General features: G+C 56.0%; 26 protein-coding genes and 1 pseudogene. 13 read left to right on the forward strand and 14 right to left on the reverse strand.

Annotated features, from left to right (window positions below; all coding sequences use genetic code 11):
• The first annotated feature begins 58 nt into the window (after window positions 1–58).
• A complete protein-coding gene (locus AC1DIG_RS27410) occupies window positions 59–607 on the forward strand; it encodes a cupin domain-containing protein (protein ID WP_019689637.1) in 549 nt (182 codons plus the stop codon).
• Between the two features lie 78 nt (window positions 608–685).
• Complete coding sequence (locus tag AC1DIG_RS27415) at window positions 686–1,132, forward strand: NUDIX hydrolase (protein ID WP_477769823.1); 447 nt, start codon at window positions 686–688, stop codon at window positions 1,130–1,132.
• A 54-nt stretch (window positions 1,133–1,186) separates the two neighbouring features.
• Here AC1DIG_RS27415 and AC1DIG_RS27420 read toward each other — a convergent pair whose 3' ends face one another.
• From AC1DIG_RS27420 to dapF, 3 genes are all read right to left on the reverse strand, one after another.
• Window positions 1,187–1,663 carry a hypothetical protein gene (locus tag AC1DIG_RS27420; RefSeq protein ID WP_477769824.1) on the reverse strand — a complete coding sequence of 159 codons (477 nt, stop codon included), beginning with the start codon at window positions 1,661–1,663 and terminating at the stop codon, window positions 1,187–1,189.
• 336 nt (window positions 1,664–1,999) lie between these two features.
• Window positions 2,000–2,476 (reverse strand): hypothetical protein, encoded by a 477-nt coding sequence (locus tag AC1DIG_RS27425; protein ID WP_477769825.1) that lies wholly within the window; start codon window positions 2,474–2,476, stop codon window positions 2,000–2,002.
• A gap of 203 nt (window positions 2,477–2,679) precedes the next feature.
• Window positions 2,680–3,498 (reverse strand): diaminopimelate epimerase, encoded by an 819-nt coding sequence (gene dapF, locus AC1DIG_RS27430; protein ID WP_477769826.1) that lies wholly within the window; start codon window positions 3,496–3,498, stop codon window positions 2,680–2,682.
• 227 nt (window positions 3,499–3,725) lie between these two features.
• On the opposite strand from dapF, the gene AC1DIG_RS27435 reads away from it, so the two are divergent.
• Window positions 3,726–4,619, forward strand: a complete 894-nt coding sequence (locus tag AC1DIG_RS27435; protein WP_477769827.1) for a tetratricopeptide repeat protein — start codon at window positions 3,726–3,728, stop codon at window positions 4,617–4,619.
• Window positions 4,620–4,952: 333 nt separating this feature from the next.
• Here the strand turns inward: AC1DIG_RS27435 and AC1DIG_RS27440 are convergent, their stop codons facing one another.
• The gene (locus AC1DIG_RS27440) at window positions 4,953–5,861 is read right to left on the reverse strand and encodes an alpha/beta fold hydrolase (protein WP_477769828.1); all 909 of its coding nucleotides are present in this window, start codon (window positions 5,859–5,861) and stop codon (window positions 4,953–4,955) included.
• A gap of 406 nt (window positions 5,862–6,267) precedes the next feature.
• On the opposite strand from AC1DIG_RS27440, the gene AC1DIG_RS27445 reads away from it, so the two are divergent.
• The gene (locus tag AC1DIG_RS27445; protein WP_477769829.1) at window positions 6,268–6,543 is read left to right on the forward strand and encodes a hypothetical protein; all 276 of its coding nucleotides are present in this window, start codon (window positions 6,268–6,270) and stop codon (window positions 6,541–6,543) included.
• 239 nt (window positions 6,544–6,782) lie between these two features.
• Here AC1DIG_RS27445 and AC1DIG_RS27450 read toward each other — a convergent pair whose 3' ends face one another.
• Complete coding sequence (locus AC1DIG_RS27450; RefSeq protein WP_477769830.1) at window positions 6,783–8,027, reverse strand: reverse transcriptase domain-containing protein; 1,245 nt, start codon at window positions 8,025–8,027, stop codon at window positions 6,783–6,785.
• 767 nt (window positions 8,028–8,794) lie between these two features.
• Between AC1DIG_RS27450 and AC1DIG_RS27455 the strand changes: the two genes are divergently transcribed.
• The 3 genes from AC1DIG_RS27455 to AC1DIG_RS27465 all read left to right on the forward strand — a co-directional run bounded on the left by AC1DIG_RS27455 (window position 8,795) and on the right by AC1DIG_RS27465 (window position 10,827).
• Window positions 8,795–9,106 carry a hypothetical protein gene (locus AC1DIG_RS27455; RefSeq protein ID WP_477769831.1) on the forward strand — a complete coding sequence of 104 codons (312 nt, stop codon included), beginning with the start codon at window positions 8,795–8,797 and terminating at the stop codon, window positions 9,104–9,106.
• A 266-nt stretch (window positions 9,107–9,372) separates the two neighbouring features.
• Complete coding sequence (locus AC1DIG_RS27460) at window positions 9,373–10,386, forward strand: hypothetical protein (protein ID WP_477769832.1); 1,014 nt, start codon at window positions 9,373–9,375, stop codon at window positions 10,384–10,386.
• A gap of 123 nt (window positions 10,387–10,509) precedes the next feature.
• A complete protein-coding gene (locus AC1DIG_RS27465; protein WP_477769833.1) occupies window positions 10,510–10,827 on the forward strand; it encodes a DUF7677 family protein in 318 nt (105 codons plus the stop codon).
• A 181-nt stretch (window positions 10,828–11,008) separates the two neighbouring features.
• Here AC1DIG_RS27465 and AC1DIG_RS27470 read toward each other — a convergent pair whose 3' ends face one another.
• On the reverse strand, window positions 11,009–11,302 hold the full coding sequence (locus AC1DIG_RS27470) for a fructose-bisphosphate aldolase (protein WP_477769834.1): 294 nt from the start codon (window positions 11,300–11,302) through the stop codon (window positions 11,009–11,011).
• A gap of 598 nt (window positions 11,303–11,900) precedes the next feature.
• On the opposite strand from AC1DIG_RS27470, the gene AC1DIG_RS27475 reads away from it, so the two are divergent.
• From AC1DIG_RS27475 to AC1DIG_RS27485, 3 genes are all read left to right on the forward strand, one after another.
• Window positions 11,901–12,323: an HD domain-containing protein gene (locus tag AC1DIG_RS27475; protein WP_477769835.1), complete on the forward strand. Its 423-nt coding sequence runs from the start codon at window positions 11,901–11,903 to the stop codon at window positions 12,321–12,323.
• A gap of 224 nt (window positions 12,324–12,547) precedes the next feature.
• Window positions 12,548–12,976, forward strand: coding sequence for a hypothetical protein (locus tag AC1DIG_RS27480; protein ID WP_477769836.1), 429 nt, complete (start codon window positions 12,548–12,550; stop codon window positions 12,974–12,976).
• Between the two features lie 222 nt (window positions 12,977–13,198).
• Entirely contained in the window at window positions 13,199–13,624 is a 426-nt protein-coding gene (locus AC1DIG_RS27485; protein WP_477769837.1) for a hypothetical protein, read from the forward strand.
• Between the two features lie 97 nt (window positions 13,625–13,721).
• Here AC1DIG_RS27485 and AC1DIG_RS27490 read toward each other — a convergent pair whose 3' ends face one another.
• The gene (locus tag AC1DIG_RS27490; RefSeq protein ID WP_477769838.1) at window positions 13,722–15,428 is read right to left on the reverse strand and encodes an amidase; all 1,707 of its coding nucleotides are present in this window, start codon (window positions 15,426–15,428) and stop codon (window positions 13,722–13,724) included.
• A gap of 181 nt (window positions 15,429–15,609) precedes the next feature.
• On the reverse strand, window positions 15,610–16,068 hold the full coding sequence (locus AC1DIG_RS27495; protein WP_477769839.1) for a winged helix-turn-helix transcriptional regulator: 459 nt from the start codon (window positions 16,066–16,068) through the stop codon (window positions 15,610–15,612).
• Between the two features lie 138 nt (window positions 16,069–16,206).
• On the opposite strand from AC1DIG_RS27495, the gene AC1DIG_RS27500 reads away from it, so the two are divergent.
• Together AC1DIG_RS27500 and AC1DIG_RS27505 are read left to right on the forward strand one after the other, a co-directional pair.
• Complete coding sequence (locus AC1DIG_RS27500; RefSeq protein WP_477769840.1) at window positions 16,207–17,490, forward strand: MFS transporter; 1,284 nt, start codon at window positions 16,207–16,209, stop codon at window positions 17,488–17,490.
• On the forward strand, window positions 17,487–18,383 hold the full coding sequence (locus tag AC1DIG_RS27505; protein ID WP_477769841.1) for an EamA family transporter: 897 nt from the start codon (window positions 17,487–17,489) through the stop codon (window positions 18,381–18,383). The genes AC1DIG_RS27500 and AC1DIG_RS27505 overlap by 4 nt, the downstream gene beginning before the upstream one ends.
• Window positions 18,384–18,445: 62 nt before the next feature.
• Here AC1DIG_RS27505 and AC1DIG_RS27510 read toward each other — a convergent pair whose 3' ends face one another.
• Window positions 18,446–19,861: a purine-cytosine permease family protein gene (locus tag AC1DIG_RS27510; protein ID WP_477769842.1), complete on the reverse strand. Its 1,416-nt coding sequence runs from the start codon at window positions 19,859–19,861 to the stop codon at window positions 18,446–18,448.
• Window positions 19,862–20,104: 243 nt separating this feature from the next.
• Here AC1DIG_RS27510 and AC1DIG_RS27515 point away from each other — a divergent pair.
• Window positions 20,105–21,015, forward strand: a pseudogene (locus AC1DIG_RS27515) (LysR family transcriptional regulator).
• A gap of 201 nt (window positions 21,016–21,216) precedes the next feature.
• Here the strand turns inward: AC1DIG_RS27515 and argE are convergent.
• From argE to AC1DIG_RS27540, 5 genes are all read right to left on the reverse strand, one after another.
• The gene (gene argE / locus AC1DIG_RS27520; RefSeq protein ID WP_477769843.1) at window positions 21,217–22,365 is read right to left on the reverse strand and encodes an acetylornithine deacetylase; all 1,149 of its coding nucleotides are present in this window, start codon (window positions 22,363–22,365) and stop codon (window positions 21,217–21,219) included.
• The gene (locus AC1DIG_RS27525) at window positions 22,362–23,039 is read right to left on the reverse strand and encodes a DUF1028 domain-containing protein (RefSeq protein ID WP_477769844.1); all 678 of its coding nucleotides are present in this window, start codon (window positions 23,037–23,039) and stop codon (window positions 22,362–22,364) included. Before AC1DIG_RS27525 ends, argE begins: the two co-directional genes overlap by 4 nt.
• Before the next feature lie 164 nt (window positions 23,040–23,203).
• The gene (locus AC1DIG_RS27530) at window positions 23,204–23,620 is read right to left on the reverse strand and encodes a RidA family protein (RefSeq protein WP_046027689.1); all 417 of its coding nucleotides are present in this window, start codon (window positions 23,618–23,620) and stop codon (window positions 23,204–23,206) included.
• Window positions 23,621–23,675: 55 nt separating this feature from the next.
• The gene (locus tag AC1DIG_RS27535; RefSeq protein WP_477769845.1) at window positions 23,676–24,986 is read right to left on the reverse strand and encodes a flavin-containing monooxygenase; all 1,311 of its coding nucleotides are present in this window, start codon (window positions 24,984–24,986) and stop codon (window positions 23,676–23,678) included.
• A 429-nt stretch (window positions 24,987–25,415) separates the two neighbouring features.
• Window positions 25,416–25,760, reverse strand: a complete 345-nt coding sequence (locus AC1DIG_RS27540) for a hypothetical protein (RefSeq protein WP_477769846.1) — start codon at window positions 25,758–25,760, stop codon at window positions 25,416–25,418.
• Window positions 25,761–25,784 lie beyond the last annotated feature (24 nt).

Genomic DNA, 25,784 nt, shown 5'->3' on the forward strand with positions numbered 1-25,784 from the left:
AAAAGTCGCCCGCCATCCACCCCCATTACCCCTTAAGTCGTTCTCACATAAGGCTGTCATGGATACGGGTTCTCGACTCAAACTAGTACGCGAAAGCTACAAACTGTCCCAGCGCGAGCTGGCCCGGCGTAGCGGCGTCACCAATGCCACCATCTCCCTGATCGAACAGAATCGAGTCAGTCCTTCTGTCAGTTCCCTGAAAAAGCTCCTCGAAAGCATTCCCATGTCTTTGGCGGACTTCTTCACCTTCGATCAACCGCCCCAAGAGCACAAATACGTCTTCCGCGCCAACGAGCAGCCCGACCTAGGCCGTGATGGCCTGCGTCTTTTATTGATCGGTGCGTCGGTGCCGAGTAGGCAGATGCGGCTGTTGCGCGAGCAATACGCGCCGGGTGCCAGCTCTGGCGAAGAGCCGATCGTGCATGCGGAAGGGGAGGAGTGTGGGCTCGTAACCCGTGGCACAGTTGAGCTGACCGTGGATGGGCAGATTAGTGTGCTGAATGCTGGCGATGGGTATTACTTTCCGACGACGCTGCCGCATCGGTTTCGGAATATAGGGGCGGATGAGGCAGAGATTATCAGCGCTAACACCCCAGCTAACTTCTGATCTCTAAAATGGACGCTGACCTGTAGCAGCCTTCGGCAGTTGCTACAGGCATTCTTCAATGTAAATGGACTTTACTGCATGACCACGCAACGCATCCGCCCCCTCGCACTCTGCGTCTTCCATCACGATGGAAAGATTCTGGTCAACGAAGCCTACGACCCCATCAAAAAGCAGACCTTCTTCCGCCCGATCGGCGGCGGCATCGAGTTCGGCGAAACAAGTTCCCAAGCCATTGTGCGAGAAGTACAAGAAGAACTCGGTCTACCTATCACAGATGTTCACTTGCTCGGCACCCTTGAAAGCATCTTCACGTACAACGGCACTCCAGGACACGAAATAGTGCAGGTGTACGATGCGAGGTTTGTGGATTCAGGTGTCTACGAATTGCCGCACCTGAACGGTCAAGAGAGCGATGGCGCTGCCTTCACGGCGAAGTGGCATTCTTGCGCAAGCTTCACTGACGAATCGCCGTTGGTGCCTGATGGGCTTTACGAACTGCTGAAGAAAGTCGCGTTGCTGGACTGATGCCCATCGCCCAATAAATTTGGATCAATCAGCGTCAGGCTGTTTCCTGACAAATCATGGAAGTGTGTGATGAGAGTCATTATTGCGTTGTTTTTGATGTTTAGCGGGTATGCCTATGCCGGTTGCTCCAGCATCAAGGACAATGACCAGCGCATACTGTGCGAGGCCAGAACAAACGGTGGTAGCTGCGGCAGTATTAACGACAGGGATCTTCGCTATACCTGCCAAGCGGAAACCGGCCACGGCAGTTGCGGCAGCATCGACAACAATGACCAGCGCAAACTGTGCGAAGCCAGAACAAACGGTGGTAGTTGCGGGAGTATTGATGACAGGGATCTTCGGTATATCTGCAACGCGGAAACGGGTCATGGCAGTTGTGGCAGCATCGACGACGATGACCAGCGCAAACTGTGTGAGGCCAAGACTGGCAATGGTAGTTGTGGGAGTATCGGCAATGCCGACCTGCGTAATCAATGTGAAAGCTATAAGCGCTGATTGAACGATTCGCCAGGCGAACTGGGTAGTCGACAAAAAAGGGCCTATATATGGCCTGACACCAGCCAATCAATTCCTATTGCTTGCCCTTTGGCCGCAAAGAATCAAAAGATCCGATGCCTGAACGGGCATCGGATTTTTTATGCGCGGTGCCCCGGTGTTGGAGCGGACCCACTACATCGCCTCTATCACTCCTTTCAATCAAGGAATGTGCGCAATCAGGCAGCCTTGGTCAGCAGCGCGGCGAATTTACGCTTGGCATCTTCAACGGCATCGGCGATATCGCGGGCGGCGTTGCTCGATTCGGTGCGGTAGGAACCAAAAAGGTGACAGATCTATTTGAGTAAATAGATCTGTCACCTTTGTATAGGGTTAGGCTGCATTGTTAATTGCAGCTTCTAAATGTTTAATCATGTCGTGCTCTCCGAGTGCCGATAGAGCCTGATTAACTATAGTCCAGCTATCACCTAGCTTCCCTGTTATGTGGTACTGGTAAAGATTGTAAATTGAATAATATGCCATTTCCATGTCGGCGCTAAATTTTAGATCTTCGTCTTGTAGGGCTGCAGTAGGTTCTAAGTATCGCTCATTAATATTTAATTCGTCTTTACCATGGATGACTGCTTCTATCGCGTCGTAGGGTAAAGAAAAGTCAATTTTTTGCACTGTTCCTGCAATGGTTTCACGGTATTCAGTGATTCCGTTGTTGCTGGTGTAGTTAAGCCAAAGCTTATAAACCTTTTTGCAAAGATCAATCTGGACCTTTTTTTGTTTCTCTGGGTGTAACTCAGAATATTTTTTCGCTACTGGATGCATACGAAGCCTAATGTTTGGTTTAGGGGAGGGCACGCGGAGTGCAGCTCCGAGTAAGCGACGCGAACGGCCTTGAACCATCTATTAGGCGTCACTGCCGCCAGATAAGTAAATGACCTTGAAAAAGGGGGCATTAACCGATCTCAAGTCAAGGCTAATAGTTCACCCATTTATTGCGCAACAAATACCAACTTTTGGTTGTGAATGATTAATTCCTCTGTTTGTCACAGATATAGAAACTACAAAGCCTGCAACAGGCTGTCCGTGATTATTCCCGAAAAAATCGTCTCGACCGGTCCTGTCAGAAAGACAGGTCCCACGCCATCCCAGTGAACCGTTACAGTCCCGCCATCACATTCCACCTCAACGGAGTTGTCTAGCAAGCCACGACGAATTCCGTTAACAGCGGCGCCACAAGAGCAGGAACCTGAACCAAGCGGAATACCGCCCCAGCGCTCCCAAATGCGCAATCGAATGTGCTTTCGGTCAATGATCTGGACGAAATGTACGTTCGTCCTGAGGGGAAATAGGGGGTTGGTTTCAATTGTCGGTCCAATTGTCGCGATATCAACAGTTGTTAGATCATCCACAAAATAGGTGCAGTGCGGATTTCCCATGCTGCAAGCTGTTGGGCTGCCAGCAAGTGGCAAAACATCAGAGTCCATTTCCAGAGCCAGAGGAATGTCCGACCAGCCGAAAAGCGGCTCTCCCATGTCGACCGAAATTGCGCCGGTTGAGGTTCGTTCGCAAGTCAGGAGACCACGGTTGGTTCGGAGCGCTATCGAAGTAATGTTTGATTCGCGCATCAGCATATCCGCGACACCCCGCGTTGCGCTGCCGCAAACGTCCAGCGTGGAGCCATCTGCATTCCAAAACATCAAGCGCGCATCTGCATCATCGCAATCGAGCACCACTACGAGTTGATTGAATCCGACTCCTTGGTTCCGATCCCCCATCCGCCGCGCCATGTTACTTGTCATTGGATTGGACGAGTTTCGCGAGTCCACGATAACGAAGTCATCACCATTGGCGTGCATCTTATGAAAACTCAGCAGCATTGATAGACCCTGGCGACGAGACATGTGGTGAATTGACGTTTAAAGGCGATCTAGCCCCGTTCGCCCCATTTTTGCAAGCTGTGTGAAAGCTTGAGAGGCAGACGCGTTTGACAATGTGCCCATCGGCTGTCTCTTGGCTAATTATCCCAAGGAGCAACCATTCATGCGGTACAAGCTAACGGCAAATGTTAAAGTGCCATCATTCTCCGTTGACGAAGTACGCCCGCATGGATGCCTCATTTCACCGTTTCAGCTTATTGTCATTACTTGGATTTGCCTTGATTCTTTCCGGGTGCCAAAGCATCGGCTCCGGCACTCAGGACGATCGGTTCGCCAACTTCCGCTGCTGGTACTACCGGGATCAGGATGCCATCACCTGGGAGCAGGTCGAATACATCCGCAAGCGCAGCGAGAACGGCGACCTCCTTTGCAAGACCATGCTCGGCGATTTGTATGAGCATGGCCATGGCGTGCCGCAAGACATACCGAAGGCCAAGGCCCTCTATCAATCCGTGGCCGACGTGGAAGTGTCGGCCAATTACCAACTCGGTCGCATGGAGGAAGAAGGCATCGGCGGGCCGCCTAACTACGTGAAGGCCAGGCAGTTTTACCAGCGTGCCGCCACCAAATCCGAGAGTACCCGCAGTAAGATACAGTTGGCCGGACTCATGGAGGACGGCAAAGGTGGCCCTCAGGATCTTGAGGGAGCGTTGGCGCTTTACTTCAACGCTATCAAGTACATCGGGGATGACGCCTGGAAGGGCGTTCAACGGCTGCGCGCCAAAGGCTTGGCTCTGAATGCCGAACAGGAAAAGCGCTACAACGAAATCTGGCTCAGTAGCGTAAGGGACAGGCTCAGTAGAAAGATAACGGATGCGCAAATAAAATTGTCGAAGGAGTTCAAGCCAGCCCCGGCTATCAAGCCGGTAAAGCTCCAGTTGGAATACGCCCCTGGTTCCGTTATACCCCTGATATCGCCGCTGGAAAGTTCGGGCGATAGCGCCATCGACCAAGCGGTGTTGCAGGTCATGAGCAACTACCGGTTCCCCGACGAGCCGATACTGCACGAGGGCGAGAAGACCTGGAAGGTGATCGCCATCGTCAACCTGGGCTCAGAGTGACACGCCCCAGCATCCTGTGTGTGCAACCCACAGCGAGTAGAAAGTTTCGCGACCTGGATTCCGCTTTTGGAAGCGGTCAGTCGTAATCGACTAACCGCTTCCCGCAGGATAAAAACAGAATGTAAGCAGGCAACAAAAAACCGCAGCAATGCGGTTTTTTTGCGACTAAATGCGGGTCGCTACTCCTTGGGCGTATCAAACCCACGCTGCTCGATCACTGCAAATGGAAAAAGAGGAGGATTTATTTACAGCTATCGTCTAGCCCCTTAAATGAACGCGGGGCAGGCCCTGAGTGCAGTGCCCTCCAATAATCCCCTCCGAGACCTCAACCCATCACTGGGCAATAAAGTCCCGAACCGCCCGAGTAGTCTGTGTCGGCGCCTCTTCCATCAGCCAATGTCCTGCCCCCGGCACCACCACTTCCGTGACCTTGTCCGCCGCGTTGCGCATCACGATCGCTTCATTACTTCCAAAAGACTTTTCACCACCAATGGCCAGCACCGGCATGGTCAGTCGCGTCGCCATCGAGGCTTTGTTGTCCACCTCATCCTGACGAATGCTGCGGAACTGGGCGAAGGCTGCGTGCATGGCGCCGGGGCGGGCATAGAGCTTGGCGTAATGCTGACGGGTTGCTTCATCCACCTTGGTGGGATTGCCCGCGAACTCGTTCCAGAACCGGTCCAGGTAGATGCGCTCACGACCGGCCACCAGACGTTCAGCATCCGGCCCGCCAAAGTCGAAGTGCCAAAGCATCGGTGAGCGGACAATCTCGTTCCAGGGCGGAATGCCCGGCACGGGCGCATCCATCACCACCAGACGATCGGTACGCTGCGGATAACGCGCGGCGTAGGCGTACGCGACCATGGTGCCGATGTCGTGGCCGATGACCACCGAGTGTTCGATACCCAGCGCGGCCAACACTGCACGGATGTCGCCCGCCTGGGTCTTCTTGTCGTAGCCGCTGTCCGGGATCGACGACAAGCCCATGCCGCGAAGGTCCGGCACCACGACCGTGTGATCCCGGGCCAAATCGGCAGCCAGTGGCGCCCACATATCGCCGGTATCGCCAAAGCCATGCAACAGCACCACGGCCGGCCCCTTGCCGCCGACCCGAACATGCAGTGTGACGCCTTCTACAGGGATGTCCTGAATACGAAAGGAGGCAGGAAATGGCGTCACCTGAGCATGTGCCGGGATGCTTAGAGCAAACAGTATAAAAGCGGTCAACAGGACGCGGATCATGATGGTGCCTCCGGATGTGCGTGTGGAAGGGACCCCGAGCCAATGAGTGTGTCGCTTGGGCGGCAGAGTTCACCGCGTAACGTGATGCACAGAGTCGACATGTGCCATTTAGCAGCAAGCCGATAGACCAAAATGGCGAGTCTTCTGAAGCACGATAAGGTCCCGTTCGGATGAGCTTAGATTGTTTGGTTGTGATTGCTGGTCGTCATCCTGACCGGTTGAATCCACAGTCGTTTTCTGCTCGTCGAGAGAGGCAGAAAACGACCCAAAACGGACAGTGGAGGACAAGCTCTGCTGGTGCGCCGAGTGGCGGAAACCTCAGGCCAAATACCCCGTTGCAAGGCACAGGCTTGCTATGTGGAATAAAAAATATGTAGCCTACTCAATCACTTAATGGAGTCTCTGCATGCCAGATAAAAATAAGTCAGATTTACCTGATGGGGATGATGGCAATCAAGACGACGCACTTGTACCCACTCTCACCAATCCCGAGCTTTCGTACGACCCTAGAATTAGGAAGTTGCAGGAGGTCAGGACGAAGCTGCCCAACCTCACAGAGGATAATGCTGATATCGCAGATGAGTTGATCAGGACTGATGTGCCCGTAAGCGAGGTCGTTGAGATAATCAAGGAACGTTCTCGTCGACCAACACCATCTCAGGACGATGGTCTATCTCTGTGAGGCTATGATCGCTAGGCGCCAATTGCAGACGTTGCGATTGGCTAAAGCGGGGTTCTGCATCACGCAGCCCAATCTTCCTCCGATATTGCCCAGCGTTTGATGTGGTTCTCCCAACGGAGATGCCTCCTTTTGAGGAATCCTGCCGGTGTCCCTGCGCAATTACTCAATGGTTTTTTGAGTTGCCGGTAGTGAGGGTATTGACGCGGGACGGCGCGCAAGCTTTTGCGCCCAAAACATTATTAATCAGTTGTAACCTGAGTGCCGCTCAGTAACCGAACCCCTAACACTCTCCTTCGCGCCTCGCCATCCGCCTTCGCTAGCACTGTTGTCTTTGTTGCTTCAAGAGACATGAGCTGTTGAGAGACGAAATCGTCTAGGGCTTTCATGGACTGAGAGCCATTGCAGAACGTAAACGCCTTTCCCCATCCCAAGATGATTTTGTCGATTCGGTAGAGGGCTGATGAATAGGAGTACTTACCGTTACCGTCTTTATACTCTGCGTTGTATCGAAGGGCATGAGCGGCTGTCTTAAATTCGGCCCCCAGCTTCACTTTGAAGCGCTTACGAGTTGCTTCGCTAGGCTGGACTAGCCCTGGAGATACATTGCAGCCTAGGAAGTCGAAGCCCTTGTCTGTGGATCCCCGAGACGCTTTTACTTTATCTGCACGTGGGTCGTAGGCGCTCAAGCCTATTTTGCCTAGCACCTTTAAAGCCCTGTTGAAGGCACGATCTACATCGCTAAGACTTTCTCCAAGAAGCAGGAAGTCATCAATGTAACGAAGGCAGGTGATGCCATCGGCGTTCATGGCTACGTCGAAATCGGCCAGGTAGATATTGGCTAACAACGGGGATAAAGGTGAGCCTTGCGCTACACCTTCGATTCCTATCGGAAATATCTCGTCGAGCCCCTGCCGTCTCAAGTCGTCGATGTTAGCGAGGTCGGTCGTGATCGCTAGGTCAAGGAGTTTGAGCGTTGCATCGCAGTTGATGTGGGAACGTAACAAGTCTTGGACACGGTCTTTATTTATCTTGGTAAAGAAGGCCGGAATGTCCGAACGAATATGGAAGCGGGCACCGTTACGCATAGCATCCCTAGCGTCAGAGATGGCCATAGCAACGCGTTTCGCAGGTATTCCCCCATAGCTCGTTGGAGTGTCGAGCACTTTTCTAACAAGCCGCACACGGCGTTGTAGAACGTCGAGCAAGGCACGTTGAACTACGCGATTGGGGATAGGGGAAAGCACCAAAGGACGAGATTTTCCGCCCGGCTTCTTTTGGGCAACTCCGGTCTGTTGGAGAAACGCGAATGTCTGCTTTGATAGAGATCGCTGAATTTCAATCAATGAGTCAGGCAGTCGACTCTCGAACTCTTCAGCGTCTCGTCTTATTTCGTCGGAGGACGAAAAGAATGCGCTACTTCGCACCTTCCTCCACGCGCCGTAAAGGGTTCGTTGACTACAGATGTCCTTATACAGTCTGCTCACTCAGACGATCCTTGTGTTGTTGGGCATCACCAGTTCTCTCTCACCCAACTGCTACAGGGAATAACTACCTTCGGGAGACCCAGATACCTGAACGGCTATCTTGGTCGCGACCCGCACAGCGCCCTCCGAAGAGATAACGCTGCCGTCTGGCAAACTCGGTTCAACGCCGCGTGGCGGCTCGACCAGCAAGCAGACGAAGCAGAGGGCAGCTACAAAGAGCCTAACTGCCGCACGCGCCACATTGGCACGTTTTTGCATGGACACATATAGGCCTCCTGGGCGCAAGGGGTGCGAAGAATCGTACCTTTTTCGTCCTATCGGTCAACTGCGCCTCACGCAATTTGACGTCGAGCGCCGCACTGAAAACAAAGCTGCCAACCGTCTGGCGCGCCCAATAAAAGGACAGAGTTACGGTTGTTGACGCAGCAGTCGGGCAACACTCACTACCTTCGGGAGACCCAGATACCTGAACGGCTATCTTGGTCGCGACCCGCACAGCGCCCTCCGAAGAGATAACGCTGCCGTCTGGCAAACTCGGTTCAACGCCGCGTGGCGGCTCGACCAGCAAGCAGACGAAGCGGGTCCATAATAGCAAATTAATAGCTTGGGGCTAGTATGGGCAATGGTAGTGAAACAGTCCCTGATCGAACGTCTGCTAATGGCCGGTTGCTGTCTATCATCAAGGGCCGCCTCCGACCTAAAGCGGTCATCTCCGTGTTCCAGTATTATTATGCCGATGCTCGGACTGTTTATAGGTAGGTTGATCTATGGCCAGAAGCGTTAGGCTTCAAAAAAAACTTCATGCACGGCATCTGATGGCGACAGCTGAAGAGGTGGTACTTGATGATAGCCTTGTTGGAAAGCTATGGGCGCTCAACCAAGGTGACAAATTTGAGTTGAATTCAGCCTCCTTCAGTTCTGGAGCTGTTCAAAAGTACCGCTTGGAATACGTGATAACGCGAGGCCCTGTTTCTGGACACTGGCTGTACAAAAAATTTTACCCAGAGGAACTTGTATTATTTTTTACGGCAAAAGACTTTGACGGCATTTGCCATGGCTGGACTCTGTTTGACGAGTGACAACCTCAGTTTTAGCTCTCTGAGAGGCAGCTTTGGGTCGTTTGCTATCCATCGCCATGGGCAGCAATCGGCCAAAAGCGGGCAGTCAGACTAAGATGCTTTTGGCCGAAAGTGTTTGAAAAGCGGGGTTTGTGATAGAAATGAACAGCACTTTGACTCTACAGGTGGTCAACGCCATTCTTCAGGTATCGATAAGGAAACGAATCAAATCTATCGAATCCGCTTGATGCCGCTTTTTAATTAGCCTGACAGAATTTGAGGGAGCCATGTCCAAGAGAAACCAGTTGAATTTTGTCGCTGAGAAAAAATCGCGGGCTGAATACTGGGAATATGCTGGTATGAGTGAGCTTGTCACGTTGCACAACGGCTTCTCGTCGCTCAATTCTCCTGAACCTTATCAAATTTCGCTTCATGTCGTGGCTATCGCTTCCTGTCTTGAAGCTTTTTCCAGGGCATGTTTGAAAATTCTCATCGATGAAGAAAATAGCCCTTATTTGGAAAGAGCTAAGAAATTTAAGGACCTAACATTTGACTTTGAGCTTACTAAGGCATTAAGTCGCAAGGAAATAACTTTTGGTGATCTGGTTAGCCATAATGTTAGCATTAGTAGTGCGGATCAAATAATCAAGCATTTCGACACTCTATTTGATGGTGATGCTGGCTACCGAGACTTTAAAGAAAGCCTATCTGCGGTGCGAGAATTCGTAGAGCCGCCTGAAGAAGCAATCATGGGTGATCCTAACGAATACCCAATAGAGTATGGCGAGATAGTTGTCAACGATGCCAACCAGCTAATTAGTAATATCCAAGACATATTCGCCGCCCGCCATATCGCCGCTCACGAAGCGAATTTTCGCTTGGTCAGTGCAGACCAACTGCGTCGCTGGTTTGAAAGCGCGATGAGCTTCGCAAGAGCAACGTACGAGATTATCGAGCAAAAACTTCGCCCTGGCGCTTCGCGCGGAGCATTTGGAAGTTCGGTTCAAGCCTTGCAAAACTCTGGGATGTTATATTCCACGATAGGCGACATGTGGCAGGAGTTAGTAGCAAAGTGGGAAGTTGAATGGAGCCTTGATGAAGCCGAGGTGAAAAAATTATGGGCGACAATCACTGACTCAGAAAAAGCGTTTGGTGAATATATCGAGAAAGAGATTGCGCTTCACTTTCAGCGTGTAGGAATGATTTCGGGGGACGGATATCGCCATCTTGAAGCGAAAATTCGAAAAATACTTCTCGAATCAAAGTTGGACTACCTTAAGCGCCTGAGAGCCGAAGTTTAAGTGCGCTCGCGAAAGGCCGACTTGGATCGGTTCCGGCCTGTCTCGACCGCAATAAAACGACAAAAAGCAGATGCTTGATTATGAAGCAGTTAAATCCAGAATATTTACTAAAAGAAAATGCACATGAAGAAGCTAAGTAATGATTTCAGTGGAGCACTCCGAACGTTTGCGTACTTCATGGCAAGTGGAAGCCACTACATGCTTGAAAACGTGGAGTACCTCGACATTTATGGCTCTGAGCCGAGTGCAATTGAGATGGTCTTCGCGATATTCGCGAACGTAATAGAGATGGACAGTGAAGGCAACGTGCTCAATTTCACCTGCGCCCAAAGGAGAGCGACTGACTACTTAAGGTCATACTGCGACCCATCTTTCAAAGTAACGCCGCCTCTTGAAGACTGGGAAACTGAGCTCTATGGGCCGCCCTCACTCGGACGCTAAGAAATGGCTTTAGCTCGCAGACACGAGGGACCGGAATAGGTCGAAAGTATCCAGCCAAGTGACCGCTCCTGGCCGGAAGTGGTCAGTCGTAATCGACTAACCGCTGCTCGCATAATAAAAACGGAATGTAAGCAAGTAACAAAAACCGCAGCAATGCGGTTTTTTTGCGACTGAAATTTGCTCACTGCCCTTTGGGCGTATCAAACCCACGCTGCTCAATCACCCCAAATACATCAGCAACATCCTGGACCATGATCCGAGCAATATTGGTGACGGTGTTGATGTCGTTCTCGGCGTAGTCGGGCAGGCTGGTGCAGGCCATGAGGTTCAGGTATTTGAGGACGGCGTTGAGGCGTTCGCTGACGCAGTTGTGGAGTTCGCGTAGCGGGACGTCGCTGTCAATGTGCAGGACTGGGCAGTCGGTGGCGAATTGGGACATGGGGGTGAAGCGGTGGGGCGGGTGTTGAGTTGTCATGGTGTTAATCCTCACAAAAGAAGAATTGCCACCTTGTCTGCTGCGAAACAAATTGGGTGGCAGCTGTACGCGGGTTCGCAGACCGGAGGATTAACACCATGACCCGGCAGACCCGAAGGTCTCCCACGCACAACCGCCATAAAACGATACGCAGCCGGGAACCGGCCGAGCCTGACGGAACAAGGTGTCAATCTTAAGGGCTGCGAAACCCTATCGCCAACGAATGTCTGCGACAGACCAACTTTAGGTGTCGATTTTGGGGGCTGCAACCGGGGTGTAGGACGCTACGCGGCCATTGTGGCGAGGGGGCTTGCCCCCGTTCGGCGGCGTAGCCGTCGTAAAATCGGGCGTTGCAGAGTGTCTGAGGAATTTTGGAGGTAGGGCTTGGGGCTGCTTCGCAGCCCAACGGGGGCAAGCTCCCTCGCCACGGTGGGTGGATTCCTACGAGAGTTTCGGAGCTGAAAATCAAGAGATCGTCCGAACGCGGCCCGAGCCTTCGGCAGCGCCGAGCGTGGGGAGTGGAAGTCCGTCGCGGGTTGGCTCAAGCTCGGCATCTACGTGAGCAACCGCTACGGCTTTGTAGCCAAGGAAAACCGAGATGACTCAAACACTGGAACGTGCCATCGCCATTGCTGCTGCCGCTCACGAAGGGCAGGTCGACAAGGGCGGTTCGCCGTACATCCTGCACCCGCTGAAAGTGATGCTGAGGGTCAGCACCCTGGAAGAACGGATCGTGGCGGTTCTGCATGACGTGGTTGAGGACTGCGGCGTCAGCCTCGATGATTTGCGTCAAGAAGGCTTCAGTGAACCGGTGCTGGCGGCCATTGAGTCTGTCACCAAGCTGCCGGGAGAGTCCTACGAGCTGTTCGTCGAACGAGCGGCGCAGAACCCGATAGGCCGTGTGGTCAAGCTGGCTGACCTTGAAGAGAACAGTGACCTGTCCCGAATCGCACAGCCGTCCTGGGAAGATCTGGAGCGAATTGAAAAATATCGGCGGGCGATTGGCAGACTGCGTTCGTAGCGAGCCAACCCAATTCATACCTTCGCCCACTGGAATCATCCCCCTTGGTAAAATGGATTTGGGGTAGACCTAGGGGCAGGCCATGATTTCAACGGTTGTTGAAATCATGGTCTGTCCCGGTATTTAAAATTTATTGGCCTTCAGGTCTCATGGCTCGGCGGCTGCCCCGGGCAAAACAGGCGTATGAGTTTTTGGACTGCTACTCAAATTATGGAGATGCCAGGATGGTTGAAAAGGTTTTGAAGTGGAAGCTGGTCAATTTTCTGGTGGCCGATGCCGAGGTGGATTACAGCACCGTTAGCGATTTATACACCGTGGCCGAGAGTGGCGATGTGGATGCGTTGGCCGACGTGCTGGAGGCCTTCAAGGAAGCATACGGAGGGCTGTGGGTTGGCGGGGGGCTTGTGGTTACTCAACATGTGGTTCGCTTGAGCGCCAATGCTCTGAACCGCGCCGTTCAGGATGGAACCCTGGATATTGAACTCCCACTGGCATTGGTCCGAAAGGTCAGCATTGAAGGTGGGTTTATCACGAAGATCGTCCGTCTGGATACCGACGCTGGCAGCGTTAAATTCCGGTGTTTTGGTGCGAAGGATATCGCCTCGCTGATTGAGAAGTTGATCACCTCACCGACCTTGATACCCGCCCTGTAAGAGTGGATTTGGGGACAGCCCACGATTTCAACGGTTTTGAAATCGTGGGCTGTGGCGGTATTTCTGGTGAGTAGAGATCGGGATGGCCGAGTCCCGGTGACTTCGTATTCCAGGCCGGAACTTTTCTATAAAATGATGTCAATTTGATAGCGTATCGCGACGCTCAATCATCTGGGATCAAGCAGTGCCAGGCTGTTTCCTGGCAAACCATGGAAGAGTGTAATGAGGCTAATAATTGCGATGTTGTTGATGCTCAGCGGCTACGCCTATGCCAGTTGCGGCAACATTGACGACCACGACCAGCGCGCTTATTGCAATGCCAAAAGCGGCAATGGCAGCTGCGGAAATATCGACAATCACGATTTGCGTAATGCGTGCAACGCAGAAACCGGCAATGGTTCTTGCGGCAACATTGACGACCATGACCAGCGCGCCTATTGCAATGCCAAGATGGGCAACGGTAGCTGCGGAAATATCGACAATCATGATTTGCGTAGTACGTGCAACGCGGAAACCGGCAATGGTTCTTGCGGCAACATTGACGACCATGACCAACGCGCCCTTTGCAATGCCAAAAGCGGCAATGGCAGTTGCGGAAATATCGATAATCATGACCTGCGCAACCAGTGTGAATCCATGAAACGCTGATCAAATGGCTCGCCGGGCGAACCCGACGTCCTGATCGAATTCAATCAAAATCCGATGCCTGAACGGGCATCGGATTTTTTATGCGCAGTGATCCGTTCTACTTCCGCAACACCGGAGTCCTCGGCGGAATCATCCGCTTCGTCCCCGTCGCCTCGAACGCCGAAGCCAGCCGCAGCAACGTCGAATCATCATACGCACGACCGGCAAAGGTCAGCCCAACCGGCATGCCGATGTCCGGCATCACACCCATCGGTACAGTGACCGTGGGCACGCCGAGGTGGCGGATGGCGAGGTTGCCGTTGGCGACCCAGATGCCGTTGCTCCAGGCGATGTCGGCAGACGTCGGGTCGACATCTGCATTCGCCGGGCCGACGTCGGCGACGGTTGGGAACAGCACGGCATCGAGGCCGAGCCGGTCCATCCAGTCTTCAAGGTCGATTTTACGGGTCTGTTCAAGCCCTCGCAGGCCGTCGGGTACTGTGGCGATCTGGTCCCACGGCGTGATGCCGCGCTCGGCCATCCGTACGTATTCGTCCATGCCGGCGGCGAGGTCGCCTTCGCGGTTGGGCAGGGTGCCGGGGTCGTGGGGGAAGATCAGCGGTCCGTTGACGTCGACCAGGCGATTCAATTTTGGATCGCCGTTGGCTTGCAGGAAGTCATCGAACGCCCACGCGGTCAGGTCCCACAGTTCATGGTGGAGGAACTCTTTGGAGACGATGCCGCGATTGAACACGGTCGGCGCACCGGGGCGGTCGCCTTCGCAATTGGAGACCAGCGGGAAGTCGACGTCGATCACTTCGGCGCCAGCGGCTTCGAGTGCCTGGCGAGCCTGTTCCCAGAGCCCGATCACCGAGGCACGGGTGTTGATTCGTTGCCCGGTCGGGCCACCGATGCCCGGCGCTTCAGAGGTGCCGGCTTCGGGGTCGGCGTTGATGTACATCCGCGGAATGCCGAAGCGCTTTCCGGCGAGTGCATCGGGATTGGCGGCAAGCGCCACGTAGGAGGCGGGACGCACCGAGGCGACGCTCGGGATCGGCACCCAGGGTTGCATCCGCCACAGGTCGCCGCGTGTGTCGGGGTCTTCGGCCACCACCACGTCGAGCACTTCGAGCAGGTCGGCCATGGTTCTGGCGAACGGCACCACAACGTCCATGGTCGGCGTCAACGGCCAGTTACCGCGCACCGAGATCACCCCGCGTGACGGCGTGTAGGCGCACAGTCCGTTGTTGGAGGCAGGGCCGCGTCCGCTGGACCAGGTTTCTTCCGCGAGGCCGAAGGCCGCGAAGCTGGCGGCGGTGGCAGTACCGGCGCCGTTCGATGAGCCGGAGGCGAAAGGGGCGGTGAGGTAGTCAGCGTTGTACGGGCTTTCTGCACGGCCGTAGACCCCGCGCTGCATGCCTCCGTTGGCCATGGGCGGCATGTTGGTCTTGCCCAGGCAGATGGCGCCGGCCGCGCGCAGCCGTTCGATGGTGAACGCATCGCGACAGGCCATCAGGTTGGCGAAGGCGGGGCTTCCGGACGCAGCGGTCAGCCCCTTCACCAGATAACTGTCCTTGGCCGTGTAGGGAATGCCATCGAGCGGGCCCAGCGTCTCGCCTTTGGCGCGGCGGGCATCGGACGCCTGCGCCTCGTTCAGCGCCTCGGGGTTGCGCACCACCACAGCGTTAAGGGCGGTGGGCGTGTCGGGGCCGTCGTAGGCATCGATTCGGGCGAGGTAGGCCTGCACCAGTTCAACCGCCGTGGTCTGGCCCGATTCGAGCGCCGCCCGTAGTTGGGCAATGGAAACCTCGGTGACCTCGATCATGTTGCTCTCTCAAAATGGGTGTTCATAGGGGGGCTCGTGGCACTGTAGTACGCGACAGTGTCTGGGTTTTCAATCTGAGCATTCTATTAAACACCCAGCAAAAAAGAGCAGAAAAAACCCACAACACCGTGTAATGCCAGTCAGTCAGGAGATTCCGGGGCGAGGCTAGTCTGCTGTCGATTCACGACTCGCCGCCAACACGTCTCACTCTGTGGCAGTCAGACGGTCCAAGTTTTTGACCGCTTGATGAGCGAACATCAATCGGCATCAGAGGCTCACCGGACTCGTTGTCCATCAGTACAGAACGCGTCTCCTGCGGCTTGAACAGGAAACGTTCGCCCCACTGCCTCATGCTGACCACAACTGGGAAGATCTCCCGCCCTTTTTCCGTAAGGACGTACTCCTTGTAGGCGCTGCCATCTGACGCCGGTCGAACGTCGAAAACCCCGACCTCAACCAGCGTCTTCAGTCGCGATGCCAGAATATTCTTGGCCACGCCCAAGCTCTTTTGAAATTCGCTGAATCGGCGAATGTCGTCAAACGCGTCGCGGATAATCATGAGCGACCAACGATCCCCGATGGCCTCCAGTGTTCTTGCGACCGGGCATTCGCTGCTGTGTGGTGAGGCATCTTCGACCATCTTTTTTGACCTTGCGGAATGTGGAGTTGCCAAGTCTGTCCGACAGCCTGGTGCAATCTGGTTGCAATTTAAAACCTGATACAGCAACAATGGAATCTAGTTCTGAATTGAAACCAGTTTAACGCCATGGAGGTGTACATGACAGCAGATGCCGACTCAGCCACCAAACGGTTCTCCAGACAGCCTTCGGGATTACTGCATTCGGATACCGGAGAACGCAGCAGGACCGACCGGTCCCCAGGGCTTTCGCCGTCGCTCACCTTATTGTTTTCCGTCACCTGCGCACTTGCAGTCGCCAACGTTTACTTCGCCCAACCTTTGCTCGCCTCAATGGCTGAGAGCCTGGGCGTCACCTCAGGATTGATCGGGGTCGTGGTGACGGCCACTCAGGTGGGTTACGCGTTGGGGTTGCTGTTCATCGTCCCACTGGGCGATAGGGTCAACCGTAAGCGGCTGATTCTGACTCAGGTCCTGCTGTCTGCGGTTGCACTCGCGGCGATCGGCGCAGCACAGCAATGGCTGGCCCTGTTGGGCGCGATGATCGTGATGGGCTTACTCGCAGTGGTTGTTCAAGTTCTGGTGGCATACGCCGCCGTGTTGGCAACGCCATCACAACGCGGGCAGGCAGTGGGGACGGTAACCAGTGGAATTGTCCTGGGCATTCTTCTGGCTCGGTTTACCTCTGGCCTGATAGCGGACATCGCCGGCTGGCGCGCCGTTTACTTCGTGTCCTCAGGATTGATGCTGACCATCGCGGCGGTGTTGTGGAAAGTGGTTCCTGTCACGGCGCCACCACGGCACCAGGACTCCTACCTGACGCTCATAAGTTCACTCTTCAAACTGTTCATTACCGAACGCACTTTACGCGCCAGAGGCCTTCTGGCCTTACTGATCTTTGCCGCTTTTTCCGTGCTGTGGACATCCATGGTGCTGCCGTTGAGCGCTCCGCCGCTGTCACTTTCACACACGGCCATCGGCCTGTTTGGCTTGGCCGGCGTCGCCGGTGCCCTTGCTGCCAGTAGAGCCGGTCGCTGGGCCGATCAAGGCCTGGGGCAACGAGTGACCGGCATTTCGCTGGGGCTCCTGACGCTGTCCTGGTTACCCATCACGTTTGCCGAGACGTCCCTGATCGCGCTGGTCTGCGGCGTAGTCCTGCTCGACTTCGCGGTGCAAGCGGTACACGTCACCAACCAGAGCCTCATTTTTGCTGCACGACCCGACGCCCAAAGTCGCATGGTCGGCGCATACATGTGCTTCTACTCGGTCGGTAGTGCGCTGGGAGCGGTAGCCGCGACCCAGGTTTATGCGCTCTGGGGCTGGGTGGCAGTAAGTCTGCTGGGCGCCTTGATCAGCGCTGCTGCCTTGCTGCTGTGGATTCTCACGTTTAATTCTTCAACGACCCATCAAGGAAGATCAGCATGAAAGCCAGGCACCTGCTACTCGCCATTTCGATTACTGCCATATGGGGCGTGAATTTCTCGGTTATCAAACTGGGCCTCAGCAGCGTTGACCCGCTGATTCTTGCTGGCATTCGCTTCACGCTTTGCGCACTTCCAGCGATCTTTTTCATTCCGAAACCTGATGTGCAGTGGCGCTACATCATGGGTTACGGCCTGGTCTTCGGTATCGGGCTTTGGGGCATCGTCAACCTTGGCATCCAGTCTGGTCTTTCAGCAGGCATCGCTTCGCTGGTGCTTCAGTTCAGCGCGTTTTTCACCATCCTGCTGGGCTCATGGATATTCAAGGAAGCGATTTCCCGCTACCAACTAGCGGGTATGGGTATCGCCTCCTGTGGCTTGTTGAGCATCATCTCGATTGTTGATGGGACAGTCACGACGGCCGGGCTGCTTTTGGTGCTGCTGGGAGCGGTCGCCTGGAGTGCGGCCAATGTGATCAACAAAAAAGCGAAGACCACCCAGGTCTTCGCTTTCCTGGTGTGGTCCAGCGCGTTTTCGCCCATCCCTCTTTTCGCGCTGGATTACGCTGTCAACGGCTCGACGGGTTACAGCGCATTGGTGAATCAACTCGACTACCGCGCCGTCCTGTCGATCCTGTTCCAGGTCTACCCCAATACACTATTCGGCTACTGGGTATGGAATTCACTTCTGAAACGATATCCAGTGTCTACAGTCGCTCCATTGTCGTTATTGGTGCCGGTATTCGGACTGCTCGGTTCAGTCACAATTTTCAATGAGAGCCTGTCAGTCAACAAAATCGTTGCAGTCGCTCTCATCGTGTTGGGTCTTGGCGTCGGCTTATATGGACAGCGCGTCCTCAGTGCGGTGCTCAAGCGTTCTGACCGATGCCCATCGTGATCTGACGGGCATTACGCAACACGGTGCGGGTTTTTTACGATTGAAAAGGTGCTCGTTGTTCCTTACACGGCGCTCGCCAGTTTCCCGCTCGACAACCGACGCTTGTAGGCGCTGTCCCGATTCGCCAACCACCAATACAGCGGCGACGTAATCAGCAGCCCCACCAACCAGGACAAGTCAGCCCCATCGATGTGCGCCGAGATCGGCCCGACGTACAGCGGTGTGTTCATGAACGGAATCTGCACGGCAATCCCGATCGCATAGGCCAGCAGTGCCTGCGGGTTGTAGCGCCCGTAAATCCCGCCATCGACGTGGAAGATCGAGTCGATGTCGTACTGGCCTTTGTGGATGGCGTAGAAGTCGATCAGGTTGATCGCGGTCCACGGCACCAGCACTACGAGCAGCACCAGCACCATGTCGACGAAGTGGCCGATGAAGTCCGCCGAGGCGCCGATGGCGGCGAAGCAGCAGGCGGCCAGGACGAGGATCGAGAGTACCGCGCGGCTCTTGGCGGTCGGAATCCAGCGCGCGGCGAAGGTCTGCACCAGGGTGATCAGCGACAGCACGGCGCCGTACAGGTTGAGGGCGTTGTGGCTGATCACGCTGAGCAGAAACAGCAACAGCATCAACGGGCCGATGGAGCCGGTGGCGAGTTTGACCGCGTCCATGGTGTCCATGCCCACGGGCGTTGCCAGCACGGCGACGGCGCCGAAGATGAACGAGAGGCTGGAGCCGAGCACGGTGCCGAGGTAAGTGGTCCAGAAGGTCGAGGCCACCGGCACGTCGGCCGGCAGGTAACGCGAGTAGTCGGACACGTAGGGTGCAAAGGCGATTTGCCAGAGCGCGGCCAGCGACACGGTGGCCAGCCAACCGGAGATGTTGAAGCTGCCGCGGGTGAGGAAGTCGGCGGTCTGCACGTGGGTGAAGATGTAGCCGAAGCCCAGCACGATGCCGGCGCCCAGCACCCAGGTGCCGATGCGGTTGAGCACGTGGATGAAGCGGTAGCCGATGATGCCGATAATGCCCGAACCGAGGGCGCCGATGACGATACCCACCGGCACTGGCACGCTGTCGACCACGCCGTGCAGGGACTTGCCGGCGAGGACGATGTTGGAGGCGAAGAAGCCGATGTACATGATGCCGGCGATCAGCACCACCAGCAGTGCGCCGAGCGAGCCGAACTGGGCGCGGCTCTGGATCATCTGCGGAATGCCCATTTGCGGGCCTTGCGCCGAATGCAGGGCCATCAGCACTCCGCCGACCAGATGCCCGACCAGAATGGCGACGATGCCCCACACCAGGTTCAGATGAAACAGTTGCACACCCAGGGCGCCGGTGACGATGGGTAACGGTGCGATGTTGCCGCCGAACCAGAGGGTGAACAGGTCCCTGACTTTTCCGTGGCGATCTTGGGGTGGCACGTATCCAATCGTGTGTTTTTCGATAAGCGGGGCGGAGGGTGTTGTTGCGGTGACCATGACGGACTCCAAGGCAAAGTGAGTACGTGGACGTACTTCAGTGAGCGCCGCGCAAGCGACGCTTTTCTTGTTGGAGTGATCATGTGCAATGCATCGGGATAGATAAATTATTAAGTTTGTTGCTTCAAACCTTAAAAAATAGTGCCCGCGGTTTTTCCGCCTCCGGTATGTTCAGTGATGATCGTGCGTCCAAAAAACACTCGTTGGTGTTGGGGTTCGATTCGCAATTTTCTGGAGGTCCGCATGGCCGCTTACAACCTGCGACAGCTTCGGTATTTCGTCACCACCGCCGATTGCGGCAGCGTGGCTGAAGCCTCTCGCAAGCTCTATATCGCCCAACCGTCGGTGTCGACCGCCATCAAGCACCTGGAAGACAGCTTTGGCGTTCAGCTGTTTATCCGGCATCACGCGCAGGGTGTTTCGCTGACGCCGAGCGGGTCGCGTTTTTACCGCAAAGCGGTTGAGCTGCTGCGGGTCGCTCACGAGTTCGAGCAGAACGCGCTGGCGGACAATGACATGGTGGCTGGGCAGATCGATATTGGCTGTTTTGAAACGGTGGCGCCGCTGTACCTGCCACGCTTGATCGCCGGCTTCAAAGAGCGCTGGCCGGGTGTGGAGATCCGTATTCGGGATGGCGAGCAGCAGGAGTTGGTGCAGGCACTGACCGCCGGCAGCATTGATCTGGCGATGCTGTTCGAACACGATCTGGACAGCACGATTGAGACCGTGCCGCTGATGCCGCCGCAGCAGCCCTATGCCTTGCTGCCGGCGGATCACCGGTTTGCGCAACAGGCGAAAGTCTCGCTGCATGAGCTGGTGCTGGAGCCGATGATTTTGCTCGACGTGGTGCCGAGCCGGACCTACTTCGTAGCATTTTTGAAGAGCTCGGATTGCGGCCGCACATTGTGTTCAGCTCGCCGTCGATCGAGATGGTGCGCGGGATGGTGGGGCGCGGTTTCGGCTTTTCGATTCTGGTGACCAAGCCGTTTTCGGATTACACCTATGACGGGCAAAAGGTCGTGTGTGTGCCGCTGGCTGAAACGGTCACCGGCTCGGGCTTATCGGCGGCGTGGTTGCGTCGCACGCAACTGACCAAACCGGTGCAGCTGTTCGTGGATTATTGCCAGGAAGAACTGGCCCGATTGCATACCTGAGCGTCGCAGGCCGTGTGAAAACTACTGCGCGCTGGGCGCCTTCGGCGCTACGCAGTCAATCCTGCGTTAAAAACAGGCTCGGAATGCTCATTTACAACCCGTAAAGTCGGGTGCGCCCCCAGCCGTTCCTCGCCTGTTTTTGCCTTGTCTTGCCTTCGCTCGCTACGTTTTCACACGGCCTGTTCGGCCAATCCTCGCGGCTCAGCAGATCGATGACAGCATCCGTTGCAGCATGGCGTCGCAGCCCTTCAATTGATCGAGGCTGACAAATTCGTCCGGTTTGTGGCCCTGATCCATGCTGCCAGGACCACAGACCACCGTCGGAATCCCCGCCGCGTCAAACAGCCCGCCCTCGGTGCCGAACGCTACCGTCCCGAACTCCCGAGAGCCGGAAAATGCCGCGATCAATTCAGCCGCTTCGCTGTGCGCATCGGTGGCCAAGCCGGGATACGCCGACAACTCACTGAAGCGGATGTCGCTCTGATCGCTCACGGCGCGCATGCGCGGTAATACCTGTTGTTCGGCGTAGGTCTGCAGTTCCTGCGCCACCACGCTTGGGTCCTGTGAGGGTAGGGCGCGGATTTCAAAGTCGAAGCGGCAATCTGCCGGAACGATGTTCAAGGCTTTGCCGCCAGAGATGACGCCGGTTTGTACCGTGCTGAACGGCGGATCGAAACGGGCGTCGTGATGCTCTGGCGCTTTGAGCCGCTCGCCAATCCGCCCCAGTTCACCGATCAGTTCGGCGGCGTATTCAATCGCGTTGACCCCGAGCGGGGCGTACGCCGAATGGCACGCTTCACCATGAACATCGCAACGAATCGCCAGTTTGCCTTTGTGACCCAGCACCGGTTTGAGCTCGGTTGGCTCGCCAATGATGCAGAGCATCGGTTTGACCGGGCGTTGTTCGAGGGCTTTGAGCAACGAGCGGACCCCAAGGCAGCCGACTTCTTCATCGTAGGACAGCGCGATATGCACCGGCCGCCGTAGTGGGGCTTTCACCAGAGACGGGACCAGGGCGAGAACACAGGCGATGTAGCCTTTCATGTCGGCGGTGCCGCGACCGTACAGCTTGCCGTCGCGCTCGGTGAGCTGGAACGGCGCAACGGTCCATGGCTGGCCGTCGACGGGCACCACATCGGTGTGCCCTGACAGCACGATGCCCGGTTGATCTGCCGGGCCGATGGTTGCGAACAAATTGGCCTTGCTGCGCTGCTCGTTGTAGACCCGTTCGCAAGGCACGTCGAAGCGTTCGAGGTAGTCCCGGACAAACTCGATGAGGTGCAGGTTTGATTCGCGGCTCGTGGTGTCGAACGCCACCAGTTGCTTGAGCAAATCGACACTGTTGTTCATCGATCGTCTCCCGCCACGCCGTAGCCAGGCGACTTGTCGGGAGCCAAGGCGCGGTCGATGTAGTCCTGAACCTGTGGGCGATAGGCGTCCCACAATTTCTCCAGTTCGCCTATCGGATCGTGATCAGCCCAATCGACCCGCAGGTTGATAATCGGCCAGGTCAGTTCGCCGACCACGACGACCGCCGCCGAATGCACGGGTCCGGCTTCGCCTCCCGCCGCCACAGCCGCTTTCAGTGCTGCCAGCAAGCGGTCGGCCAGTTGACCTTCGCCGTGCTCGAACGCCTTGACCATGGCCTCGATTACCCCACGGTCCGCCAGCATGTTGCCGGCAGCCACGCATTGCTCGCCCGACACGGCGTTGTGAGTGCCCAGGGTTTGCGCGCCGCTGAAGTGCGCGGTTTGGCCGAGGTGGTCAATCGCGGTGATCTGCCGGTATTGGCTGTAGCCGTTGCGGGTCAACACCTTGTCGAATGCAGCAGAGGGCGCAAGGCCTTGCTCCATGAGGGCGAGGACTTCCGGGCCGAGTGACGGCAAGGTGATGTTTTGCGTTGAGACGGCGCCAACGCCCGGAAGCAGCCAGGGGCAGCGTGCACCGACGGCGATGCTCGAGGAACTGATCGCAATGCCCAACTGACCGGTTTCGGGGCAACGGGCGGCGATGGAAAAGGTCATGGTTTGGCTCCTTGGTTAACCTTGAGTAAATGGTTGTCTGGGCGGGCGCCATCGCGAGCAAGCTCGCTCCCACAGTGGATCTTTAGTGGCCACAATTTTGTGTACGACGCAGATCAAATGTGGGAGCGAGCTTGCTCGCGATAGCCGCAACCCGGTAATCCTGCTTACTCAGGAATCACCGCAATCACATCAATTTCCATCAGCCACTGCGGCTGCCCCAGTGCCGAAACCACCAACCCGGTCGAAATCGGAAACACCCCTTTAAGCCACTTGCCGACTTCCTGATAGACCGGCTCGCGGTAACGCGGATCGATCAGGTAGGTGGTGGTTTTTACGATGTGGCTGAGGTCGCTGCCGGCTTCTTCCAGCAATTGTTTGACGTTACGCATGGCTTGCTCGGCTTGCGCGCGCGGATCACCAAGACCGACGAGGTTGCCTTCAAAATCGGTGCCGACCTGACCGCGAACATAAACGGTGTTGCCAGCCCGGACCGCCTGGCACAAGTCATTGTCCAGGCTCTGGTTCGGGTAGGTTTCTTTGGTGTTGAACATGCGAATGCGGGTATGGGTTGGCGTGGACATCGGAAGCTCCTCAAGAAAAATTCGGCCCGGCGCTGTGCAAGCGCCGGCGCGGATATCAAGCACTGACAGGTGTTTTATGGACGGCCGGCGCGGTTTCAGCCTGACGCTGACCGGCATCGCGGTAGTCGAGGTACGAACGCTGAATGGCGATGTGATCCGCCACATACTTGGCGTCGTGCCAAACGCCCCAGATGAACGACGAGCCGCGCCTCGACTGCCACGGCAGCCCCAGGAAATACACACCCGGTTCGCTCGACACGCCGCGCTGATGCTGCGGTTTGCCGTTGTCGTCGAAGGCGTCGACTTTCAGCCAGCTGTAATCGGTGGCAAACCCGGTGGCCCAGATGATCGAGGTCACGCCGGCCTTGGCCAGGTCGAGCTCAAGAATCGGATGGGTCACGCACTCCGGATCCGCGAAGGTATGGCGCGCTTCAGGTTCTTCCGGCAGGTCTAGGCCATTGCGCTCGATGTAGGCGTCAGCGGCATTGAGCAGGGCCAGATAGTTCTCGTCGCCGCGCGCCAGGTTGTCGGCAAGATTCGGTTGGAAGGTCGCCACGCTGCCGTTGAACGATTGGGTCAGACCGACGAGCGTCATCCCGCGATGTGCCAGCCCGCGGAAGTCCACCGTGCGGCCGCCGTGTGCACCGCTCACGGCGATGGTGACGTGTTCGCGGCCGGGCTTCATGGCCGCTTGATCCCATTCGCCGAGCACGCCCAGCCACCAGCAGAAATCCCGGTTGCGATAGGCGCGAGGAGGGCGATCGTGTGCGCCGACCGAGAGGTACACCTGCTTGCCGGCACGCTGCAATTCATCGGCGATCTGCACTCCCGACGACCCGGCGCCGACGACCAGCACAGCGCCCTCGGGCAGTTGCGCTGGATTGCGGTAGTCGGCTGAGTGGATCTGCAGGAACGGCTGATCTTTCGGCGCGATCGGCGGGATGACCGGACGCTGGAACGGCCCGGTGGCGGCCACCACACGGTTGGCCTCGATCACGCCTTCAGAGGTTTCAATGGTGAAGCCCGGGCGACCGACATTGCGTTCAACCTTCTTCACCTCCACACCGGTGCGGATGGGCGCATTGAATTTCTTGGCATAGGCTTCGAAGTAGTCGGCTACCCGCTCTTTCGGGGCAAAGCCGTCCGGGCTGAGATCGTCGAATTCAAGACCGGGAAAACGGTCGTGCCAGGCCGGACCATTGGCCACCAACGAATCCCAGCGTCCGGTGCGCCAGCGCTCGGCGATACGATTGCGCTCCAGGACGATGTGAGGCACACCGAGTTTGCTCAGGTGTTCACTCATGGCCACACCCGCCTGACCAGCGCCGACAATCAGCGTGTCTGTTTTTATTGTTTCAATGGTCATCTCTATGCCCTTCGAAGTTGGATTAGGGTCGATTACGACCTGCCATTTCTTGGGCTCAAGACTAGGGATCACCCCGGTATCGGTAAAATATTATTAAGCTGGCAATTGAATACAAATATCTGATGCAGAGCCTTTAAACCCGTCTACGCTGCGGCTCACTCATTGTTTTATAGAGAGTTGGTTTTCCGAACCGATGTACTTTCCTGAATAGATCTGTCGCCTTTATCCCGTTAACAGAATTCTGCCGCGACGCATGCTTTTCGTAGCAGCTGGCGCAGCCTGCGTTCGGCTGCGCAGCAGTCGTAGAATCAGACGGCGCGGTGTTTCAGGAAGACCGAATTCGCAGGTTTTACGGCTGCTGCGCAGCCGAACGCAGGCTGCGCCAGCTGCTACGGATCGTGTTACGGCTTAGGTTGTGTTTCTGTTGATTCAGGTCGCTCTGAAGTTCCAGACAATCTCGACAACCCTGAACGCCATCACTACATAGATCAGGCAAAGCACTATTTGCAGGCTCAGGTGGTAGCGGGTTTTGGCAAGTTTGCGCAGGCCATCGCACATGTTCAGCAGCATCAGCAGCGCCGCCAGTCCGATCAGGCCCCAGCCTGCGATCCAGTAGCCAAACAGGCCGAGAAACAGTGGCGACACGTTGTGAAGTGCGTCGGTGCCGGCTGCCAGCAGCAGGGCGCACATCAACAGATTTCTGAGATTGTCGAAGATTTCCTTGCTGAAACCCTGATCCAGTAAACGACCGAATTTCGCCAGTAGCGCGCGCATGGTGAGGCATCCTGTTGATTAAGC

This window comes from Pseudomonas sp. 05N431, assembly GCF_056397005.1.

Excerpts from the sequence above, each read along its gene's own strand:
- argE (WP_477769843.1), bottom strand. The coding sequence starts at position 22,365 with ATGAACAACAGTGTCGATTTGCTCAAGCAACTGGTGGCGTTCGACACC.
- AC1DIG_RS27490 (WP_477769838.1), bottom strand. The coding sequence starts at position 15,428 with ATGATCGAGGTCACCGAGGTTTCCATTGCCCAACTACGGGCGGCGCTC.
- AC1DIG_RS27485 (WP_477769837.1), top strand. The coding sequence starts at position 13,199 with ATGAGGCTAATAATTGCGATGTTGTTGATGCTCAGCGGCTACGCCTAT.
- AC1DIG_RS27470 (WP_477769834.1), bottom strand. The coding sequence starts at position 11,302 with ATGACAACTCAACACCCGCCCCACCGCTTCACCCCCATGTCCCAATTC.
- AC1DIG_RS27435 (WP_477769827.1), top strand. The coding sequence starts at position 3,726 with ATGGATGCCTCATTTCACCGTTTCAGCTTATTGTCATTACTTGGATTT.
- AC1DIG_RS27530 (WP_046027689.1), bottom strand. The coding sequence starts at position 23,620 with ATGTCCACGCCAACCCATACCCGCATTCGCATGTTCAACACCAAAGAA.
- AC1DIG_RS27415 (WP_477769823.1), top strand. The coding sequence starts at position 686 with ATGACCACGCAACGCATCCGCCCCCTCGCACTCTGCGTCTTCCATCAC.
- AC1DIG_RS27475 (WP_477769835.1), top strand. The coding sequence starts at position 11,901 with ATGACTCAAACACTGGAACGTGCCATCGCCATTGCTGCTGCCGCTCAC.
- AC1DIG_RS27505 (WP_477769841.1), top strand. The coding sequence starts at position 17,487 with ATGAAAGCCAGGCACCTGCTACTCGCCATTTCGATTACTGCCATATGG.
- AC1DIG_RS27500 (WP_477769840.1), top strand. The coding sequence starts at position 16,207 with ATGACAGCAGATGCCGACTCAGCCACCAAACGGTTCTCCAGACAGCCT.
- AC1DIG_RS27445 (WP_477769829.1), top strand. The coding sequence starts at position 6,268 with ATGCCAGATAAAAATAAGTCAGATTTACCTGATGGGGATGATGGCAAT.
- AC1DIG_RS27460 (WP_477769832.1), top strand. The coding sequence starts at position 9,373 with ATGTCCAAGAGAAACCAGTTGAATTTTGTCGCTGAGAAAAAATCGCGG.
- AC1DIG_RS27535 (WP_477769845.1), bottom strand. The coding sequence starts at position 24,986 with ATGACCATTGAAACAATAAAAACAGACACGCTGATTGTCGGCGCTGGT.
- AC1DIG_RS27455 (WP_477769831.1), top strand. The coding sequence starts at position 8,795 with ATGGCCAGAAGCGTTAGGCTTCAAAAAAAACTTCATGCACGGCATCTG.
- AC1DIG_RS27410 (WP_019689637.1), top strand. The coding sequence starts at position 59 with ATGGATACGGGTTCTCGACTCAAACTAGTACGCGAAAGCTACAAACTG.
- AC1DIG_RS27480 (WP_477769836.1), top strand. The coding sequence starts at position 12,548 with ATGGTTGAAAAGGTTTTGAAGTGGAAGCTGGTCAATTTTCTGGTGGCC.
- AC1DIG_RS27465 (WP_477769833.1), top strand. The coding sequence starts at position 10,510 with ATGAAGAAGCTAAGTAATGATTTCAGTGGAGCACTCCGAACGTTTGCG.
- AC1DIG_RS27495 (WP_477769839.1), bottom strand. The coding sequence starts at position 16,068 with ATGGTCGAAGATGCCTCACCACACAGCAGCGAATGCCCGGTCGCAAGA.
- dapF (WP_477769826.1), bottom strand. The coding sequence starts at position 3,498 with ATGCTGCTGAGTTTTCATAAGATGCACGCCAATGGTGATGACTTCGTT.
- AC1DIG_RS27510 (WP_477769842.1), bottom strand. The coding sequence starts at position 19,861 with ATGGTCACCGCAACAACACCCTCCGCCCCGCTTATCGAAAAACACACG.
- AC1DIG_RS27440 (WP_477769828.1), bottom strand. The coding sequence starts at position 5,861 with ATGATCCGCGTCCTGTTGACCGCTTTTATACTGTTTGCTCTAAGCATC.
- AC1DIG_RS27525 (WP_477769844.1), bottom strand. The coding sequence starts at position 23,039 with ATGACCTTTTCCATCGCCGCCCGTTGCCCCGAAACCGGTCAGTTGGGC.
- AC1DIG_RS27540 (WP_477769846.1), bottom strand. The coding sequence starts at position 25,760 with ATGCGCGCGCTACTGGCGAAATTCGGTCGTTTACTGGATCAGGGTTTC.